This is a genomic window from Herbaspirillum sp. (genome assembly GCF_035644555.1).
Lineage (GTDB): Bacteria > Pseudomonadota > Gammaproteobacteria > Burkholderiales > Burkholderiaceae_D > Herbaspirillum.
Window position 1 is genome coordinate 94,598 of the sequence record NZ_DASQOH010000006.1, and the last position, 17,191, is coordinate 111,788.

The 17,191-nt window shown below is 65.9% G+C and carries 14 protein-coding genes; 8 read left to right on the forward strand and 6 right to left on the reverse strand.

The genetic code is table 11. From position 1 onward, the window contains the following. Positions 1 to 116: 116 nt before the first annotated feature. Both VE092_RS02125 and VE092_RS02130 read left to right on the forward strand, forming a co-directional pair. Complete coding sequence (locus VE092_RS02125; protein WP_324873341.1) at positions 117 to 1,214, forward strand: nucleotide excision repair endonuclease; 1,098 nt, start codon at positions 117 to 119, stop codon at positions 1,212 to 1,214. A gap of 79 nt (positions 1,215 to 1,293) precedes the next feature. Beyond that, positions 1,294 to 2,679: a hypothetical protein gene (locus tag VE092_RS02130; protein WP_324873343.1), complete on the forward strand. Its 1,386-nt coding sequence runs from the start codon at positions 1,294 to 1,296 to the stop codon at positions 2,677 to 2,679. 84 nt (positions 2,680 to 2,763) lie between these two features. Here VE092_RS02130 and VE092_RS02135 read toward each other — a convergent pair whose 3' ends face one another. The 5 genes from VE092_RS02135 to VE092_RS02155 form a co-directional block, all read right to left on the reverse strand. After that, entirely contained in the window at positions 2,764 to 3,561 is a 798-nt protein-coding gene (locus tag VE092_RS02135; RefSeq protein ID WP_324873345.1) for a transporter substrate-binding domain-containing protein, read from the reverse strand. 66 nt (positions 3,562 to 3,627) lie between these two features. Then, positions 3,628 to 4,284, reverse strand: coding sequence for a ligase-associated DNA damage response endonuclease PdeM (gene pdeM, locus VE092_RS02140; RefSeq protein WP_324873347.1), 657 nt, complete (start codon positions 4,282 to 4,284; stop codon positions 3,628 to 3,630). Continuing rightward, the gene (locus VE092_RS02145; RefSeq protein WP_324873349.1) at positions 4,281 to 6,890 is read right to left on the reverse strand and encodes a ligase-associated DNA damage response DEXH box helicase; all 2,610 of its coding nucleotides are present in this window, start codon (positions 6,888 to 6,890) and stop codon (positions 4,281 to 4,283) included. Before VE092_RS02145 ends, pdeM begins: the two co-directional genes overlap by 4 nt. Beyond that, a complete protein-coding gene (locus tag VE092_RS02150; RefSeq protein WP_324873351.1) occupies positions 6,862 to 8,559 on the reverse strand; it encodes an ATP-dependent DNA ligase in 1,698 nt (565 codons plus the stop codon). The genes VE092_RS02145 and VE092_RS02150 overlap by 29 nt, the downstream gene beginning before the upstream one ends. After that, on the reverse strand, positions 8,552 to 9,652 hold the full coding sequence (locus tag VE092_RS02155; RefSeq protein ID WP_324873353.1) for a ligase-associated DNA damage response exonuclease: 1,101 nt from the start codon (positions 9,650 to 9,652) through the stop codon (positions 8,552 to 8,554). The genes VE092_RS02150 and VE092_RS02155 overlap by 8 nt, the downstream gene beginning before the upstream one ends. Before the next feature lie 327 nt (positions 9,653 to 9,979). Here VE092_RS02155 and VE092_RS02160 point away from each other — a divergent pair, with 327 nt between their 5' ends. The 3 genes from VE092_RS02160 to VE092_RS02170 all read left to right on the forward strand — a co-directional run bounded on the left by VE092_RS02160 (position 9,980) and on the right by VE092_RS02170 (position 12,423). Next, positions 9,980 to 10,912 carry an HDOD domain-containing protein gene (locus tag VE092_RS02160; RefSeq protein ID WP_324873355.1) on the forward strand — a complete coding sequence of 311 codons (933 nt, stop codon included), beginning with the start codon at positions 9,980 to 9,982 and terminating at the stop codon, positions 10,910 to 10,912. Positions 10,913 to 11,355: 443 nt separating this feature from the next. Next, positions 11,356 to 12,096, forward strand: coding sequence for a transporter (locus tag VE092_RS02165; RefSeq protein ID WP_324873358.1), 741 nt, complete (start codon positions 11,356 to 11,358; stop codon positions 12,094 to 12,096). 120 nt (positions 12,097 to 12,216) lie between these two features. Further along, positions 12,217 to 12,423, forward strand: a complete 207-nt coding sequence (locus VE092_RS02170; protein WP_324873360.1) for a hypothetical protein — start codon at positions 12,217 to 12,219, stop codon at positions 12,421 to 12,423. Between the two features lie 114 nt (positions 12,424 to 12,537). Here the strand turns inward: VE092_RS02170 and VE092_RS02175 are convergent, their stop codons facing one another. Then, the gene (locus tag VE092_RS02175; RefSeq protein WP_324873362.1) at positions 12,538 to 13,290 is read right to left on the reverse strand and encodes an SDR family NAD(P)-dependent oxidoreductase; all 753 of its coding nucleotides are present in this window, start codon (positions 13,288 to 13,290) and stop codon (positions 12,538 to 12,540) included. A 185-nt stretch (positions 13,291 to 13,475) separates the two neighbouring features. On the opposite strand from VE092_RS02175, the gene VE092_RS02180 reads away from it, so the two are divergent. The 3 genes from VE092_RS02180 to gph are packed head-to-tail and all read left to right on the forward strand — an operon-like array spanning position 13,476 to position 17,169. After that, a complete protein-coding gene (locus VE092_RS02180) occupies positions 13,476 to 14,942 on the forward strand; it encodes an NAD-dependent succinate-semialdehyde dehydrogenase (protein ID WP_324873364.1) in 1,467 nt (488 codons plus the stop codon). Between the two features lie 2 nt (positions 14,943 to 14,944). Continuing rightward, on the forward strand, positions 14,945 to 16,471 hold the full coding sequence (xylB, locus tag VE092_RS02185) for a xylulokinase (RefSeq protein WP_324873365.1): 1,527 nt from the start codon (positions 14,945 to 14,947) through the stop codon (positions 16,469 to 16,471). Next, a complete protein-coding gene (gene gph, locus VE092_RS02190) occupies positions 16,468 to 17,169 on the forward strand; it encodes a phosphoglycolate phosphatase (protein WP_324873366.1) in 702 nt (233 codons plus the stop codon). The genes xylB and gph overlap by 4 nt, the downstream gene beginning before the upstream one ends. Positions 17,170 to 17,191: the final 22 nt, after the last annotated feature.

A 17,191-nucleotide genomic window follows, 5' to 3' on the forward strand; every position in this document is an offset into this window, starting at 1 on the left:
ATCTTCATCTTCCTGCCGACTGTGGGCGCGGGGGGCCAACTTCATAATCCACTTTAACTTGATGGCCCGGCGCGTCCGGGTCAGTTGCCACACTGTCGAGCACGTCCAGACGTGACATGAATACCAAGAAGGAATTGGCCAGCGCCATGAATACCCTCAGCCACCGCACTTCGCTGACTCAGCTTTTGACCCGTCCCCTCCAGGCCGCCATGCCTTCCCTGATGCCGCAGGCCGCAGCCGCGCCGCGCAAGCTGCCGGCCGCGCTGGTGGAACGCCTGTTGCAGCAGGAAGCTCAGCGCGGCATGCGCGCTCCCGGCCTGCCGCTGGCGACCTTCAACGCCCCCCAGCCGGCGGCCCACCGGGCTGCCACCTTCAGTTACCCCTTGCACATCGAGCGCGCCAGCATCGAGGCGCTGCCCAATGCCTGCGGCGTCTATATCTTTCGGGGCGTGGACGACGTACCGCTGTACGTGGGCCGCAGCGTCAACCTGCGCAGCCGGGTGCTGGCGCATCTGCATCACCACGAAGAACAGTTCCTGATCGGCCAGACGCGCCGCATCGAATGCCGCCGCACCGCTGGCGAACTGGGTGCGGCGCTGCTGGAAAACAGCCTGCTGCGCGATCTGCGCCCGGCACACAACAAGAAGCAGCGCAGCAAGCGTGGCCTGTTCACGCTGCGCCTGAATGCCGACGGCCAGCCGCAGGTGATGCAAGTGGCAGAGCGTGAATTCAGCCGGGCCGAAAACCTGTTCGGCATCTATACCAGCGAACGCGCCGCCCTCGACGCCCTGCACAAGCTGGTTCAGGGCCACGGCCTGTGCTCCATCGTGACCGGCCTGGAGCAGCCGGACGGCTTCGGCATGGCCTGCTTCGGCCGGCAGATCCGTCGCTGCCGGGGCGCCTGCACCGGAGAAGAATCCCATGAGCAGCACCAGCAACGGCTGATGCAGGCGCTGGAAGACCTGCGCATCCTGCCCTGGCCCTATGCCGGACCCATGGGCATCGTCGAACACGGCGAGGGCTGGCAGCAGGTGCACGTGATCGACCACTGGCGCTATCTGGGGTCGCTGGATCGCGAGCACCGTCAGTTGCGGCTGCGCCCGGCTGCCAGCCTCAAGGGGTTCGATCTGGATTGCTACAAGATGGTGATCCAGCCTTACCTGCTGGGCCAGCTGGACCTGCGCCCGCTGCCGGGCCTGCCGCTGGCGGCCTGAACCCGTTTTCCGCCGGGGGGGCCACCCCCTGTCCGTCCTGTCCGTGCGTCTGCCCGGCGCACGCTTTTCCCCGACCTGCATGCAACGACGACTGCCTCGACTCCCCCGACTTTCCCGCTACGCGACCACCCTGGTTCTGGCCGCGCCGGCAACACTGGCCCATGCCGCCGTGATCAACGGCCTGTGCCGCAGCGATCTCACGCTGGACAAGGATCAGCTGGCCAGCGCCCTGATCCGCACGTATCCGGTCAGCACGGCCTACCTGTCGGTGGGCCGAGACCCTGCGCCGCTGTCCTCGCCGCGGGCGCTGGTGGCCTGGCTGCTGCAGAAGCGCGCCGCCGAGAAGGCCGCCGGCCAGGCGTGCCAGGGTGACAGCTGCAATGTCGAACACATGGCCGAGGAAGTGCAGCGCCTGCTCGACGGCAGGGACGCCCAGATCCGGCCCAGCGGCCGCAGTGAAGCGGGCGCCTTCTTTCGTGACGACAGCCGGGTGGCGCTGAGCTGCGTCAAGTCCGATGCGGCGCCGACCCTGGCCTATGCCGGCAGCGCCTTGGGCATGGGCGTAGCGGCCACCGCCGGCACCGCCACTCCCGTGGCCGGCCCTGCTACACCGGCAACCGCGCCCGCTGCGGCCACGGCCCAGGAAGCGGGCTGGATGGATCACGTCCGCGTACGCGGCAATCCTGATCAGCTCTCCATCGATCACCGCGACAAGGCCGGCTTCGCCTCGGTCGAACGCGCGCGGGTGGCCTTGGCCAATGACGATGTGGCGCAATCGCGGACCAATGATGTGGTGGTCTATGCCGGCTATTCGCTGGACAAGCGCGCCATGGCCGAACCGGGCAGCACCTATGAGGCGGTACCGTATGTCGGCTTCAAGCAGAACCGTGTCACCACCTATGATGCCGGCAATCCCGAGATCACCACCACCCGCACCAGCCAGATCGGCATGCTGTCGGCCTTCCACTTCACCCATCCCGACACCGCCAACACCGAAGACCTGACGGCCCGTCCCGACTACCTGGTCAACAACACCGATGGCAGCCGCCTGCTGACCGTAAACTTTACGCTCACCCCGGTACGGCCGGGGCGACTCAACGATTTCCTGCGCTGGGGCAATGGCCTGGCGTTCAAGCCCATCCTGATCGGCCAGAGCCGCAACGGTATCTACATCAATCGTGGCGATCCGGATGTCTACGACCAGCACCGCGATTTCATCCGCCTGGGTGCGCAGGCCGGGTTCACGCTCTCGTCCACCAATCCGGCGCTGCCCTTCGATTTCACCACCACCTATACCGGCCTGAAGGCCTTGCAGGGCAATCGCAGCATCCACTACTGGAAGTCGGTGCTGACCTACAACTTCAACCAGAACGTCGGCCTGAGCCTGGATTACTCGAATGGACTGCTGCCCGACAGCGGCGACCCGGAGCGCAAGTGGGGACTGGCGGTATCCTCGAAGTTCTGACGGGCGGGCCTGGCCAGGCCGATCCGGAAGGCATGCGGAGCAGCGGGCCTGGGCTCGTTCGAAGTCGACTTCCCCGTCACCGGATTATTGGAAGGTCGCCGCCATCTTGGCCGGAAGTGGCACGTTGAGCCACTTCTGCACGATGCCGTTGAGTTCGCCGCTCTTCTTGGCCGCTGTCAGGACGTCGTTGACCTTGGCCAGCAGGGCGGGTTCGCCTTTGTTCAGGCCGACGTTGCAGGCCGACTCCTGGATGATGTACTTGAGCACGGGCTTGTTGTTGGGCGCCTTCTCGGCCAGCGCATAGGCGACGAAGTCGCCCGTGCCCACCAGCTGCACCTGTCCTGAGACATAGGCCGAGATCATGGCGTTGTTGTCTTCATAGCGCTTGATGGTGGCGCTCTTGGGGGCGGTGTCGGTCAGCTGCAGGTCCTGGAAGGTGCCGCGGGCCACGCCCACCGTCTTGCCGGCCAGGTCGGCCGGGCCGCTGACCTTGATGTCCTGCACGCCGAAGACACTGTTGTTGTAGGGCGCATAGGGCTGCGAGAAATCGATCACCTTCTCGCGCTCGGCATTCTTGCCCAGGGTCGAGATCACCAGGTCGGTCTTGTGGGTCTGCAGGTAGGCGATGCGGTTGGCGCTGGCTACCGGCACCAGTTGCACCTTCACCCCCATCTTTTGCGCGATGAGCCTGGCCACGTCGATGTCCAGGCCCTGTAGTTGCAGATCGGTGTTGACCGAGCCGAAGGGGGCGAAGTCCTGGGGCACGCCGATGCGTACCACGCCGGCTTTCTGGATGTCGGACAGTGCGTCCGCGCGGGCCGCGGTGGCGGTGAGGGCGGCCAGGCCCAGCGTCAGCGCCAGCAGGCTAGTCTTGAGTTTCATCTCCGGGTTCTCCTTGTGATTGTGGTGTCATTGCGCGGCCGATGATACGCCACATTGCCGCATCCTTCAGCCCGGTAGCGGCAACACGCAGTCGTCGGCGGCCAGGAAGATGCGCTGGCCGGGTTCTGCCTGGACACGGTAACCGCCGGTGAAGGCACCGAAGGCCGGCAGCATGGCCCAGCTGCCATCGACCACGAAGCAGGGTAGTCGCAGGGTGTCGCCCGCCGCAGCCAGGCGGTACACCGGGTGCAGGTGACCGACGATGGCGAAGGCGCCGGCCACCGTCTGCGGGTGATGGCAGAAGGCTAGCGGGCCGACCCGCCAGGGTTCATCCACCAGGTGCATGGCCAGCTCGGCCGGGGGATCGCCGGCATGGCGGTCGTGATTGCCGCGCACCAGTGTCAACGAGAGGCCGGCGTTGCGGCTGCGCCATTGCGCCAGCGCCTGCAGGGTGGCGGCGGCCCGTCCGGCGCGCGCATGCAGGAAGTCGCCCAGGAATACGACGTGGCGCGCCGCATGGCGCTGTACCAGGGCATCGATCAGTTCCAGGTTGTCACGGGTGGTGCCATGCGGGACCGGGATGCCGCCGGCGCGGAAGGCGGCGGCCTTGCCAAAGTGCACATCGGCCAATACCAGCATGGCGCGCTCGCGCCATAGCAGGGCGCGTTCGGGCAGCATGGTCAGGGTGGCGCCGGCGGCGTCGAAACTGGGGTAGTCGTTCATGTCCGGGGAGCAGGCTTGGCAGATGGCCGGGCCGCACGGCTAGCGGCGGGCGGGGCGCCGGCAGCGGTCTTGTCGGCGGCGCTTTCCAGCTCGCGCAGCATGCGGGCCACGCGGTCGGCCAGCTTTTCGGTCGACAGTTTTTCGCGGAAGCGTTCCACCATCAGTGGCAGGGCAAAGGGAGTAGGGCGTTCCAGCGGTACCAGCGTCAGGCTGCGCGCACGCAGTTCGGCCAGGGTGCTGCGCAGCCGTTCCAGTTCCAGCTCCTGTTCCAGCACTTCGCGCTGGGCCTGGCTCAGCAGCAGATTGCCGGCATCGTGCTTGCGGAAGACTTCGAAGAACAGTGCCGAGGACGCCTGCAACTGGCGCGCGCTCTTGTGCTGGCCGGGATAGCCCTGCGATACCAGGCCAGCGATACGGGCGATTTCACGGAAGCGCCGTTGCGACAGTTCGGTGGCATTCAGGCTGGCCAGTACGTCCTCCAGCAACTGCTCTTCGCTGAACAGGACCTGGGCCGCCTCGGGCGCCAGGCGGCGCACATCGACCTGTTCCGCGCCCAGCAGTTCGAAGCCGTAATCATTGACGGCAATGGAAAAGGTGGCCGCGCGCGTCCGGCTCAGGCGCCAGGCCAGCAGCGAGGCCAGTCCCATGTGCACCAGCCGCCCGGCGAAGGGGTAGAAGAACAGGTGATGTCCCTCGCGGCTCTTGAGCGTTTCCACCACCAGTCGCTGCGCCGTGGGCAGTGCCGACCAGGTTTGCTGCAGATCCAGCAGGGCTTGTACCGCGTGCATCTCGGGGCCGTCGAAGCGGCCCTGGGCCGCCTGTTCCAGCCGATCCAGAACGGCATGCGCCAGGGTCGAGGAGAGCGGCATGCGGCCCCCCTGCCAGCGCGGTACGGCACCACTGCCGGCGCTGCTGCGGCGGACCCAGGCGGTCATCTCGTGCACCCGTACGAATTCCAGCACCCGGCCGCCGAACAGGAAGCGATCGCCCGGGCGCAGGCGGGCGATGAAGCCTTCTTCGATGGTGCCGATGCGGCCGCCCTTCATGTATTGCACGTGCAGGCTGGCATCGGCCACGATGGTGCCGATATTCATGCGGTGGCGGCGGGCGATAGCGGGCAGTTCTACCCGGTAGAGACCCTCCTCGCTGGCACGCACGCGGTGATATTCCGGATAGGCGCCCAGGCTCTGGCCGCCGCGCACCACGAAGTCCAGCGCCCACTGCCACTGGTCGTCGCGCAGATGGCGATAGGACCAGGCCTGGCGCACTTCGTCCAGCAGCTCGTCGGCAAGAAATCCGCCGCCCAGGGCTATCGTCACCAGGTGTTGCACCAGCACGTCCAGGGGCGACTCCGGTACCGGGCGCTGTTCGACCCGGCCGGCGGCCACGGCGTCCTGGGCGGCGGCGGCTTCCACCAGTTCCAGGCTGTTGGTGGGCACCAGCGTGGCGCGGGAATCGCGCCCGGGCGAATGGCCGGAGCGGCCGGCCCGTTGCAGCAGGCGCGCCACGCCACGCGGGCTGCCGATCTGCAGCACCCGTTCCACCGGCGTGAAATCCACCCCCAGGTCCAGGCTGGAAGTGCAGACCACGGCCTTGAGCCGGCCATCGCGCAGACCTTGTTCCACCCATTCCCGCACTTCACGGTCGAGCGAGCCGTGATGCAGGGCAATGATGCCGGCCCAGTCGGGGCGGGCCTCCAGCAGGTTCTGGTACCACAGTTCGGCCTGCGAACGGGTATTGGTGAAGACCAGGGTGCTGCCGCTGGCCTCGATTTCCTGCACCACCGCCGGCAGCATCTGCAGTCCCAGGTGGCCGGCCCAGGCAAAGCGCGCCGGCTGCGGCGGCAGCAGGGTGTCGATCAGGATGCGCTTGCGCTGTTCGCCGCGCACCAGCACGCCATCCTCGGCACGTGCAGGGCCGAGCAGGGCCTGCAGCGATTGCTCCAGATTGCCCAGGGTGGCCGACAGCCCCCATACCACCATTGCCGGGCGCCAGCGGCGCAGGCGGGCCAGCGCCAGCTGGACCTGTACGCCACGCTTGTTGCCCATCAGTTCGTGCCATTCATCGACGATGACCGCATCAAGCCGCCCGAAGCGCTGCCGGGCATCGGCCTGGGACAGCAGCAGGGACAGGCTTTCCGGCGTGGTCACCAGGGCTTGCGGCAGCGACTTCATCTGGCGCGCGCGTTCGGTCGAGCCGGTATCGCCGGTACGCATGCCGGCCTGCCAGTGCGGCAGCAGATCAGCCAGCGGCGCCTGCAGCGCGCGCAGGGTGTCGGCGGCCAGCGCCCGCATCGGGGTGATCCAGAGGATACGCAAGCCCTGCGCAGTGCGGGCCTGCTCAGCCCGGCCCAGGTCGGGCTCGGCATGCAACAGGGCGCCGAACCAGACCGCGTAGGTCTTGCCGGCACCGGTGCCTGCGTGCAGCAGGCCGCTGCGACCTTGTTGCGCGGCTTGCCAGACCTGGCGCTGGAAATCGAATATCTGCCAGTGGCGCCGGGCAAACCACTCCTCGGCAGCAGCCGGGATGGGCGCCGCCTTCGGGAGGCCGGTGCGATGGCCCCTGACCGGGCGCCGGTTAGTGGTCTTGCTGGGCGGGCTGGGCATCTTCCTCGCTCTCATGGACAGGTGTCGACGGCAGCAGGGCGCGCAGGTTGTCCAGAGTGTCGGCCTGCTCTACCGTCTTGTCCATGCGCTGGCGCAGGATGCGCGGAAAGCGTACGGCGATACCGGCCTTGTGGCGCGACGACAGGGCAATGCCCTCAAAGCCGATCTCGAATACCATGGACGGCCGCACACTGCGCACCGGGCCGAATTTCTCTATGGTGGTCTTGCGGATGGTCTGATCGACGATGGCAATCTCGGCATCGGTCAATCCCGAATAGGCCTTGGCGAAGGGCACCAGTCTGCGCTCACCATCAGCCTCTGCGGGGGTATCCCAGACCGCAAAGGTGTAGTCGGTATAGAGCGAGGCACGTCGGCCGTGGCCGGCCTGGGCATAGATCAGGACGGCATCGATGGAGTAGGGATCGACCTTCCACTTCCACCAGGTGCCGGCGTTGCGGGTGCGACCGATGCCGTAATGGGCGTCGACCTGCTTGAGCATCATGCCTTCCACGCCGCGCTGGCGCGAACCAAGGCGCAACTGCGCCAGCGCGTCCCAGTCGGACGCCACGATCTGCGGGGCCAGCATCAGGGCCGGCGCCGGATGTCGGTGTACCAGCTGCTCCAGGCGCGCGCGACGCTGCTGCTGGGGTAGCCCGCGCAGGTCATGGCCATCCTGCTCCAGCAGGTCATAGGCGATCAGTCCGGCGGGCAGCTCGGCCAGCATTTTTGCAGTCAGGTTCTTGCGTCCGATGCGTTTCTGCAGGTCGGCGAAGGGTGCCACGCGATCGGCCTGTCGGCCGGAATCGCGTAGGCGGATCACGATCTCGCCATCGATCACGGTACCGTCCGGCAGGTCCAGCGCCGCCAGTTCGGGAAAGCGTTCGGTGATCAGTTCCTCACCGCGCGACCACAGCCAGTTGCTGCCATGCCGCCGGACCAGCTGGGCGCGGATGCCGTCGTACTTCCACTCCACCTGCCAGCGGTCAAGCGGGCCCAGCTGGCGCGGATGCTCCAGCAGCGGATGGGCCAGGAAGAAGGGATAGGGCTGGCCGCCTTGCAGGTGATGGTCTTCACCGTCATCGGGGGCGATGAGGCGGGTAAAACGTTCGGCGTCCGGGCGGGCGCGGCCGTCGGTCCAGCCGACCATGCGCTGGGCCAGCAGCTTGGGGTCCAGTTGCGCTACCGTGGCCAGCGCCCGCGTCACCAGCAGGCGCGACACGCCGACCCGGAACCCGCCACCGATCAGCTTGGAAAGCAGAAAACGTCCCTGCCAGTCCAGTTCGTCCCAGGCCTGGAAGAGCGTCTGGCGGATCACCTCCGGTTCGGCGCCGCGCAAGGGGGTGATGCGCTCCTGCATCCAGCGTGCCAGGCCGAGGTCGCTGGTATGGCTGGCCGGCGGCAGGATGTGGGCGATGGTCTCGGCCAGGTCGCCCACGCTGTGATAACACTCTTCGAACAGCCAGTCATCGATCTGCGCATACGCCATCGCGCATTGCTTGAGCAGGCCGGTCGGCACCGCCTGGCGCGGCTTGCCGCCCGCCAGGAAATATACCGCCCAGGCGGCGTCGGCGGCATCGGCGCGCCGGAAATAATCCTGCAGTGCCGTCAGCTTGCGGGTGGTGGAGGTGGTGGCATCCAGTTCGGCATAGAGCCGCGAGAATTCACGCATGGCCGGGCCCCTCCTGGCCGGGCCTTTCCTGGCCGGGCACGGAGACGGGCGGCACGGCATTGCTATCCTGCGTGACTTCGGCAGCGGTATCGTCTTCGTCGCCATACTCGGTATTGAAGGCAGCGGCATCCAGACCATTCTGGCACAGCCAGCGCACCATGGTCGCGACCTGGCCGTGGGTGACGATGACCCGCGCGGCACCACTGGCGGCGATGGCTTCCTGCAGGGCCGGCCAGTCGGCGTGATCGGACAGCACGAAGCCGCGATCCACGCCCCGTCGGCGCCGTGTGCCGCGCAGGCGCATCCAGCCGCTGGCGAAGGCATCGCTATAGTCACCGAAGCGCCGCATCCAGGGCGACCCGGCCGCCGAAGGCGGTGCCACCACCAGGCTGCCGGCATAGGCATTGGCCTTGCCGCGCTTGCCGGCCTCTGCTTCGCCCACGGTCGAGGTCGCCGGCAACGCCACCCCGGCCTCGCGATAGAGCCGGTTCAGCGGTTCCACCGCGCCATGGCAGACGATGGGGCCGATGCTGGCGTCGATCCCGTGCAGAATGCGTTGTGCCTTGCCGAAGGCATAGCAGAACAGCACGCTGGCGCGGCCTTCGGCGGCATTGGCGCGCCACCAGCGGTTGATGTCGTCGAAAATCTCGGCCTGCGCCTGCCAGCGGTAGATCGGCATGCCGAAGGTGGACTCGGTGATGAAGGTGTGGCAGCGCACCGGTTCGAAGGCAGCACAGGTGCCGTCGGCCTCCAGCTTGTAGTCGCCGGATGCGACCCAGACCTGTCCCTGCCACTCCATGCGCAGTTGCGCTGAACCCAGTACATGGCCGGCCGGGTGCAGCGAGAGCCGCACCCCGTTGTGGTTGACGCTCTCGCCATAGGGCAGGGCCTGCAAGGTGATATCGGCGCCCAGGCGGGCGCGCAGGATGCCTGCGCCGGCTGCCGCCGCCAGGTAATGGGTGTGGCCGATGCGGGCATGATCGGCGTGGGCGTGGGTGATCACGGCGCGCGTCACCGGTCGCCACGGGTCTATGTAGAAATCGCCGGGCACGCAATACAGTCCTTCCTTGCGTACCACCACCAGGTCTTCCATCGTTGCTCTGTCCTCGCTGTGCTTCGTGCCTGTCGCTGGATGCTTGTACCGGCTTCGGGGCGGTTTGTGTGCGCCTGTCTCCGCTTTGCCGCAGGATTTGATGCTGGCGCGCGGCCGGTCCTCCAGGCTGTTTCAGCTTAACCGCTAGCGCGTGCGCCGGCTGTCGGTGAGCGTCTTGCGGCGCTGTCAGCGGGCAGCGCAAAAAGCAGGACGGGCGGGCTGCGGATTTTGCAATGTCGCAACGCACAATGGCGATTAATTCGGTATCCTTGTCGCCATTGCTTGCGGCTGGCGCCGGCCTCTTATCCGAGAACCACACGAATCCTCATGTCCAACTACGTCGATCCCTTGATTTTCCGTGAATTACAGGACTCCGAAGTCTTGCCGGCTCCTTCCGGGGTGCGCCTGAGGATCATGCAGATGTGCCAGCAGGAAGACATCGCCCTGCCGGACCTGGTGGCACAGGTCCAGGGCGACCCGGTGCTGGCCGGACGGCTGATCCAGATCGCCAATATCCCCAACATCAACAAGGGCCGCATGGTGGCTTCGGTCAATGTCGAATTGCTGCTGATGGTGGGCCTGCAGGCGGTGCGCCAGATGGCACTGGCGATTTCGCTGACCGAATCGGCCCGCCGCGGCGACTGTACCGAGTTCGACTACGATGCCTTCTGGAGCCGTGCCACCGCCATGGCCTGCGCCGGCCAGGCGCTGGGTGACCTGATGCAGGTGGCACCGCCGGCGGAGATGTTCACCATCGGCCTGCTGGCCGATATCGGCCGGCTGGCGTTGGCCTCGGCCCGTCCCAAGCGCTATGGCGAGATTCTGCGCAGCGGCGTCACCGGCCTCGCCCTGCGCCAGGCGGAACAGCAGGCCTTCGGTTTCGATCACCTGGCCCTGGCGGCGGCGATGATGCAGGATTGGCTGTTCCCCGGATTGTTCTGCGAGGCGGTGCTGCATCATGAAGCCGCCGACCACAGCGGCCTGGATGAGGAGGACCGCCAGCAACGTCTGGTCCGCCTGCTGGAACTGGCGGGCTGCGTGGCCGATATCTGCGTGGCCGATGATGCCGCCCGCTCCACCTTGCTGCCGCATCTGCTGACGCTGGGCGAGCGTTTCGAACTGCCCAGTTCCAGCCTGGAATACCTGTGCGGCCGCGTCTCCTGGGACTGGAGCGAATGGGGCGCGATGCTCAAGGTACCTACCCGTGTGCTGCGTGAGATCGGGCCGGAACTGGCCGCTGCGGCCATGCAACCCGGCTGAATCAGGCTGCGCAACAGAACAGATTCGGTCAGCAAATATCGAAGCTTTTTGTTGCTGATTTGTCAGGCGGCGGTGTTACTATCCCCCTCGCTCTGGAAGCAAGGCTTCACCCGGTGAAGCTCTTCCCGACGCCCGCAAGGCCAGCTGAAGCCAGCCCGATGATGTTCCTTCCGTAAAAGCCACGGCATTTACCGCAGCCATCCATCAGGACATATTCATCAAATAGGCCTTGCCAGCGCTCTTTCTGTTCGGAATGCACGGTACGCGCTTTTGATATCGTGTTCTGAACATGCAACGGCGCGCTTTCCCTTCGGTTCGCTCCGACCACTTCTCTGTACTCCCCGCCTGCGGTGTGCGCTGTCACGTCCGTATGGGCGCGGCTGTGTCATCGTGGCGGCCGGACATGAATGCCGTACTGATCGCAGCACACAATGGGGTCTACCATGAAAAAGAAAATCCTAAGTCTTTCCTGGCTGTTGCTGGCGGCCAGCCAGTCGGCCTTCGCCGCCCACCCGCTGGTCACCGATGATGCCGGGGTCCAGGGCGCAGGCGGTATCCAGCTGGAAATGAACACCGACTGGAGCAAACAGAGCGCCGATGCCGGTCATGTCGGCGCCTTCACCCTCACGTATGGGTTGACCGACAAGCTGGACCTGTTTTTCAATCTGCCGCAGACCTTCCAGGCGCCTACCGGCACCGGAGTAGGGGATGTCTCGCTGGGCGCCAAGTGGCGCTATTACGAAGCTGAGGGCCTGGCACTGGCCTTGAAGCCCGAATTCTTCATGCCCAGCGGCGACGAAGAGAAGGGGCTGGGCAATGGCAAGAGCAGCGCTGCCCTGACCGGCATCGCTTCCTACGAAACCGGCCCCTGGGCCGTGCATGGCAACCTCGGCGTAAAGCTCAACCGTTTCAAGCTCGACAGCGACCAGCAATCGCAGCGCAAGACCCTGTGGCGCGCCTCGGCGGCGGTCTCGTATGGTCTGGATGAACATTGGCGCCTGCTGGCCGATACCGGCGTGGCACAGAATCCGGATGCGTCCAGTCGCAAGCTGCCGTCGTATGCGCTGGTGGGGGTGATCTGGTCGCCCAGCAAGACCATCGATCTGGATGCCGGCGCCAAGTTCGGCCTCAACAAGGCCGAGGTGACGCGGCAGTTCGGCGTCGGCGTGACCTTGCACTATTGAGTGCCGGCGGCGGTTGCACGGCACTTATCGCTGTGCAGTGCACCATGCAAGGCGCTGGAAAGCCTGGTCAAATCTGCTATCTTTGACCCTGGCGCAAGGCCACGACTAAGGAGACGACATATGGATCTGGTGGAAAAATTCGATGCCAAGGGCAAGACCGGCGCGGCGTACCACGTAGAGGTGTACCAGACGCAGCAGGATGAAGCCGATGCCGCTGCACTGGCGTTCAGCCGCAGCTACAAGCTGGCCGATGGGCGCGCCCTGGACCCCTTGTCCAATGAAAAATTCAGGATCGTGCAGACCGGCGAGAAGATCTACCGGGTCTGAGCATGAGCCGATCGGCCCGAAGGCCGCCAGGCCGTTCAGGCTGAACCAGCTGCTACGCCGGCACCGCAAGGTTGCCGGCTTTTTTGCGCCCGCGCCATCCTGGCCGGGCAGGGATCACAGGCAGGTGTAGCCACCGTCGGCATTGATGACGGTGCCGGTGATCAGGCTGGCCGCATCCGAGGCGAGAAAGGCCACCACCGACGCCACTTCTTCGGGGCGCCCCATACGCTGCTGCGGGGTCAGCTCCAGCCAGCGGGCAATCAGGGCCTGTTCCTTTTCCAGCTCCTGCAGCAGCGGGGTGGAGATATAGGTCGGCGCCACCGCATTAACCCGGATCCCGCGTGAGGCCCATTCCACCGCCAGCGAACGCGTGAGGTGATGCACCGCCGCCTTGGAGGCGTTGTAGTGGCATTGCGGCTGCGGCACGTTGACGATCATCCCCGACATCGAGCCGATATTGACGATGCTGCCCCGGCCGCGCTCCAGCATGCGCCCTCCGAAGGCCCGGCAGGTCTTGAAGACGCCGCCCAGGTTGATCGCCATGACCCTTTCCCATTCTTCATCGCTCATGGTTTCCGCCGGAGTATTGCTGACGATACCGGCGTTGCAGACCAGGATATCCAAGGGAGGAAGTCTCGCCGCCAGGGCATTGAGTGCTGCGCTGTCGGTCACGTCGAGCGCACAGGCTTGGCCCGCACGTTCCAGCCGCGCCGCAGTGACGGCCGCGCGCTCGGCTGAGAGGTCGCTGCAGATGACGGTCGCGCCCTGTTCGGCCAATACCATCGCACAGGCCGCGCCAATTCCCTGGCCGGCACCGGTGACCAGGGCGAGCCGGCCGTCCAGATCGAAACGCGAGTGCTTGGTCATGTTCTTCCTCCTTGAAAAGAATGATAAATATAGTAATGCTACATAAACGAGAAAATTGATGTCCCCCGGTTCAGACGAAGCGTGGTCGAAATGCAATATTTCTCGAGAAATTTCGATCTATTGCGCTTGTACGACTTCTCTGCATCTAGTTATACTATATTTTCCTTAGCTCAAGGAGGTGTGCGATGCAGGAAGTATTGACCCGCTTGTCGGGCAAGCTGTTTGTGGATGGTTGCTTCGTCGAGGGACAGGGTGAACGGCTGCAGGTGCGCAATCCCGCACGCGCCACCGTAATTGGCGAGATCGCAGTGGCCGGCACGGAGGAAATCGCCTCCGCCGTCGCCTGTGCCCAGCGCGCCTGGCGCACCTGGGCCAAGGAGCCGGCTCGGGTACGCGCCGAGGCCCTGCATGCGCTGGGGCAGCTGATCCGGGAAGATGCCTCCTCCATGGCCCAGGTGATGACGCTGGAACAAGGCAAGCCCTTCAACGAAGCGCGCGGTGAAATTCTCAAGCTGGCCGAGGCCTGTCATTTCTATGCCGAGGAAGGGCTGCGTGTACATGGTGAAGTCATCCCCAACGACCAGCCCGGCTATCAGAGCGTGGTGATGCGCGAGGCCATCGGTGTGGTGGCCGCCATTACGCCCTGGAACTACCCCGCCGAACTGGTGGGCTGGAAATTGTGTGCAGGGGTCGCCGCCGGCTGCGCGGTGATCATCAAGCCTTCCGAATTCACTCCGTTCACTGCGCTGTACATTGCCGAGAAGACGCTTCAGGCCGGTATCCCCGCCGGTGTGGTCACGGTGCTGACCGGTGATGGCCCCAGCGTCGGCCGGGCGCTGGTGGAACACCCGGCCGTTGCCAAGATCGCCTTTACCGGATCAAGCCAGACCGGTCTGCGCATCCAGCAGAGCTGTCCATCGGTCAAGCGCCTCTCATTGGAGCTGGGTGGCAACTGCCCGATGCTGGTGACGCGTCACGCCGATCTGGCGCAAGCGGTGCAGGGTGCCGTGCGGCGTTCGTTTCGCAACATGGGACAGATCTGCATTGCCATCAACCGCATCTATGTCGAGCGTCCGATCTATGCCGATTTCCTGACGCGCTTTGCCAGCGCCGCGCGGGCGCTGGTGATCGGCGATGGGCTGTTGCATCCCGCTGCCGACGTCGGTGCGATGGCGCAACCGGCGCCATTGCAGAAGACGCGTGCCCACCTGGAAGATGCATTGGCCCAGGGCGCCAGGCTGGTCGCCGGCGGCGCCGCCCCGGCCGGAAAAGAGTACGCGCAAGGTCTATTTTTCCAGCCCACCATCGTCGCCGATTGCACCCCGGCCATGCTGGTCATGCGCGAAGAGACCTTCGGTCCGCTAGTCGGCGTGGCCGCTTTCGATACGCTGGACGAAGCCATCGCACTGGCCAATGACACACCCTACGGATTGGCGGCCTACGCCTACACCCAGAACCTGCAGGAAATCCATCGCTGTGCCGCTGAACTCGACGTCGGCAACGTCGCGCTCAATCATGTCGATGCCGGCATCATGAACGCCCCCTATGGCGGCCGCAAGCAGAGCGGGGTAGGGGTGGAGCACGGGCGCGAAGGCTTGCTGGAGTATTTCCAGTTCAAGCACGTGCGCCTGCACCACGGCGTGGGAGCCTGATCATGCGGTCCTGTCTGATGGGCATCGATCTGGGCACCTCGGCCTGCAAGGTCTTGCTGCTATCGACCGAAGGCCGCATCGTCGCCAGCGCCAGCGTCGCCTATCCAGTCTCGCAGCCGCGCGAGCGTTGGGTGGAACAAGATCCTGAAGACTGGGTCGAGGGCGCGCGCCTGGCCGTGGCCCAGGCGCTGCAGCAGGCCGGGCAGGTAGAACTGCTGTGCATCGGCCTGTCCGGGCAGATGCACGGCCTGACGGCACTGGATGCGCACTACCGCCCCTTGCGTCCGGCTATCCTGTGGAACGACCAGCGCAACGAGGCCGAGGCCGACGCGATCACCCACGCCGCCGGCGGCCTGGAGGCCTTGCTGACGCAAACCGGCAACCGCATGCTGGTCGGTTATACCGGCGGCAAGCTGCTGTGGTTGCAGAAGAACGAGCCACACCTGTACGAACGTCTGCACCTTGCCCTCAATCCCAAGGACTACCTGCGTTACCTGCTCACCGGGGAAATCGCCACCGAGGTCTCGGATGCCTCCGGTACCGGCCTGTTCGACGTACGCGGTCGACGCTGGGCGCGCGGGCTGATGACGGCAGCCGGCCTGGAGCCGGCGCATTTCCCGAGCTGCCACGAATCGCAGGTGGTCAGCGCCCGGGTGCACCACCAGGCGGCGGCCAGGTTCGGGATCGCGCCGGGCATCCCGGTCATCGGGGGCGGCGGCGACAGCGTCATCCAGTCGCTGGGCGCGGGCGTGGTGGCGCCCGGTGTGCTGCAGACCACACTGGGCACCGCCGGCATCCTTGCGGCCGCACTGGATCAGCCCCTGTCCTCGCCGGATGGACGCATCCAGGTGTTCTGCAATGTCGCACCCGGACGTTGGCATGCCATGGGGGTGTCCCTCAATGCCGGCGGTGCGCTGGCCTGGTTCCGTCAGGTGCTGGCGGCCGGCGCCGAGCGGGCACCCGATTTCGAGGACATCATCGCCGCTGCCGGTCGCAGTGTTGCCGGTGCGCGCGGCCTGCTGTTCCTGCCTTACCTGAACGGCGAACGCTGCCCGCATCCCGATCCTGCCGCACGTGCCGCCTTCATTGGACTCACTGCGCGGCATGACACTGCCGATCTGGCTCGCAGCGTGCTGGAAGGTGTGGTGCATTCGCTATGCGACATGCATGCCCTGATGCGTGCCATGGGTGTGCCGTCGGGCCCGGTCAGCACCTCCGGCGGTGGTACGCGCTCGGCCTTGTGGCGCCAGATCCAGGCCGACATGATGGGCTGCGACGTCGTTACGCGCCAGGGCGCGGCCGAAGGCGCGGCCCTGGGAGCAGCCCTGCTGGCCGGGGTCAGTATGCAGGTGTGGCCCGACATCGATCACGCCGCCGGGTTGTTGCCGGAGCTGACGCGGGAGCACCCGAATCGTGTTCATCAAGCGCTCTACCAGGAAGCACGGGAAATCTACCGCCAACTCTATCCTGCGCTCTGCGCCAGCTTCGTGCGCCTGGGCAGCCTGGCCGACACGGGGGAGGCAGGATGAGGCAGCCATCCAATTATCGCTATGAGGCCATCATTTTCGATCTGGACGGCACGCTGATCGACAGTGCGCCAGACATTGCGGCCGCCGTCAATGCCTACTTGGCCGAGCACGGCCATGCGCCACTGTCGGTGGCCAGCGTGGAACGCTTTATCGGCAACGGCCCGCGGCGCCTGATCGATGACATTCTCACCGAACAGGGCGTGCACCTCGATGTCGCTGAGCTGGACGAGGCGGTGGAGCAATACATCACCCATTACCGTCGCCATCCGGCCAGCCACACGCGCTTCTTCCCGCATGTCCGCGAAGACCTCGCCAGCCTGCATGCGTCCGGCGTCCGGCTGGGCATCTGTACCAACAAGCCCCATGCCCTGACGCACCAGATCCTCGACCTGCTGCAACTCTCGCCGCTGGTGGAGGTGGCACTGGGCGCCGATGCCGTGCCGGCCTGCAAGCCGGATCCGGGGCACCTGCGGGCGGTGGCCGCGCAGATGTCGCTGGCCGATGGCACCTGGGCCTATGTCGGCGATACGCCGGTGGACCAGGCGACGGCCGCTGCTGCCGGGGCGCCGTTCTTCGTGGTGCCGTGGGGCGGGGGCAGTGCGGTGAGGGTGCAACCGGCGCAGCGGTTGCAGCGTCTTGCTGACCTGCTGTCCTATAGAATCGCGCCTTTGGCTGCGGCCTTCGATAGAACGCAATAAGGACAAGTGATGAAAGGACAGT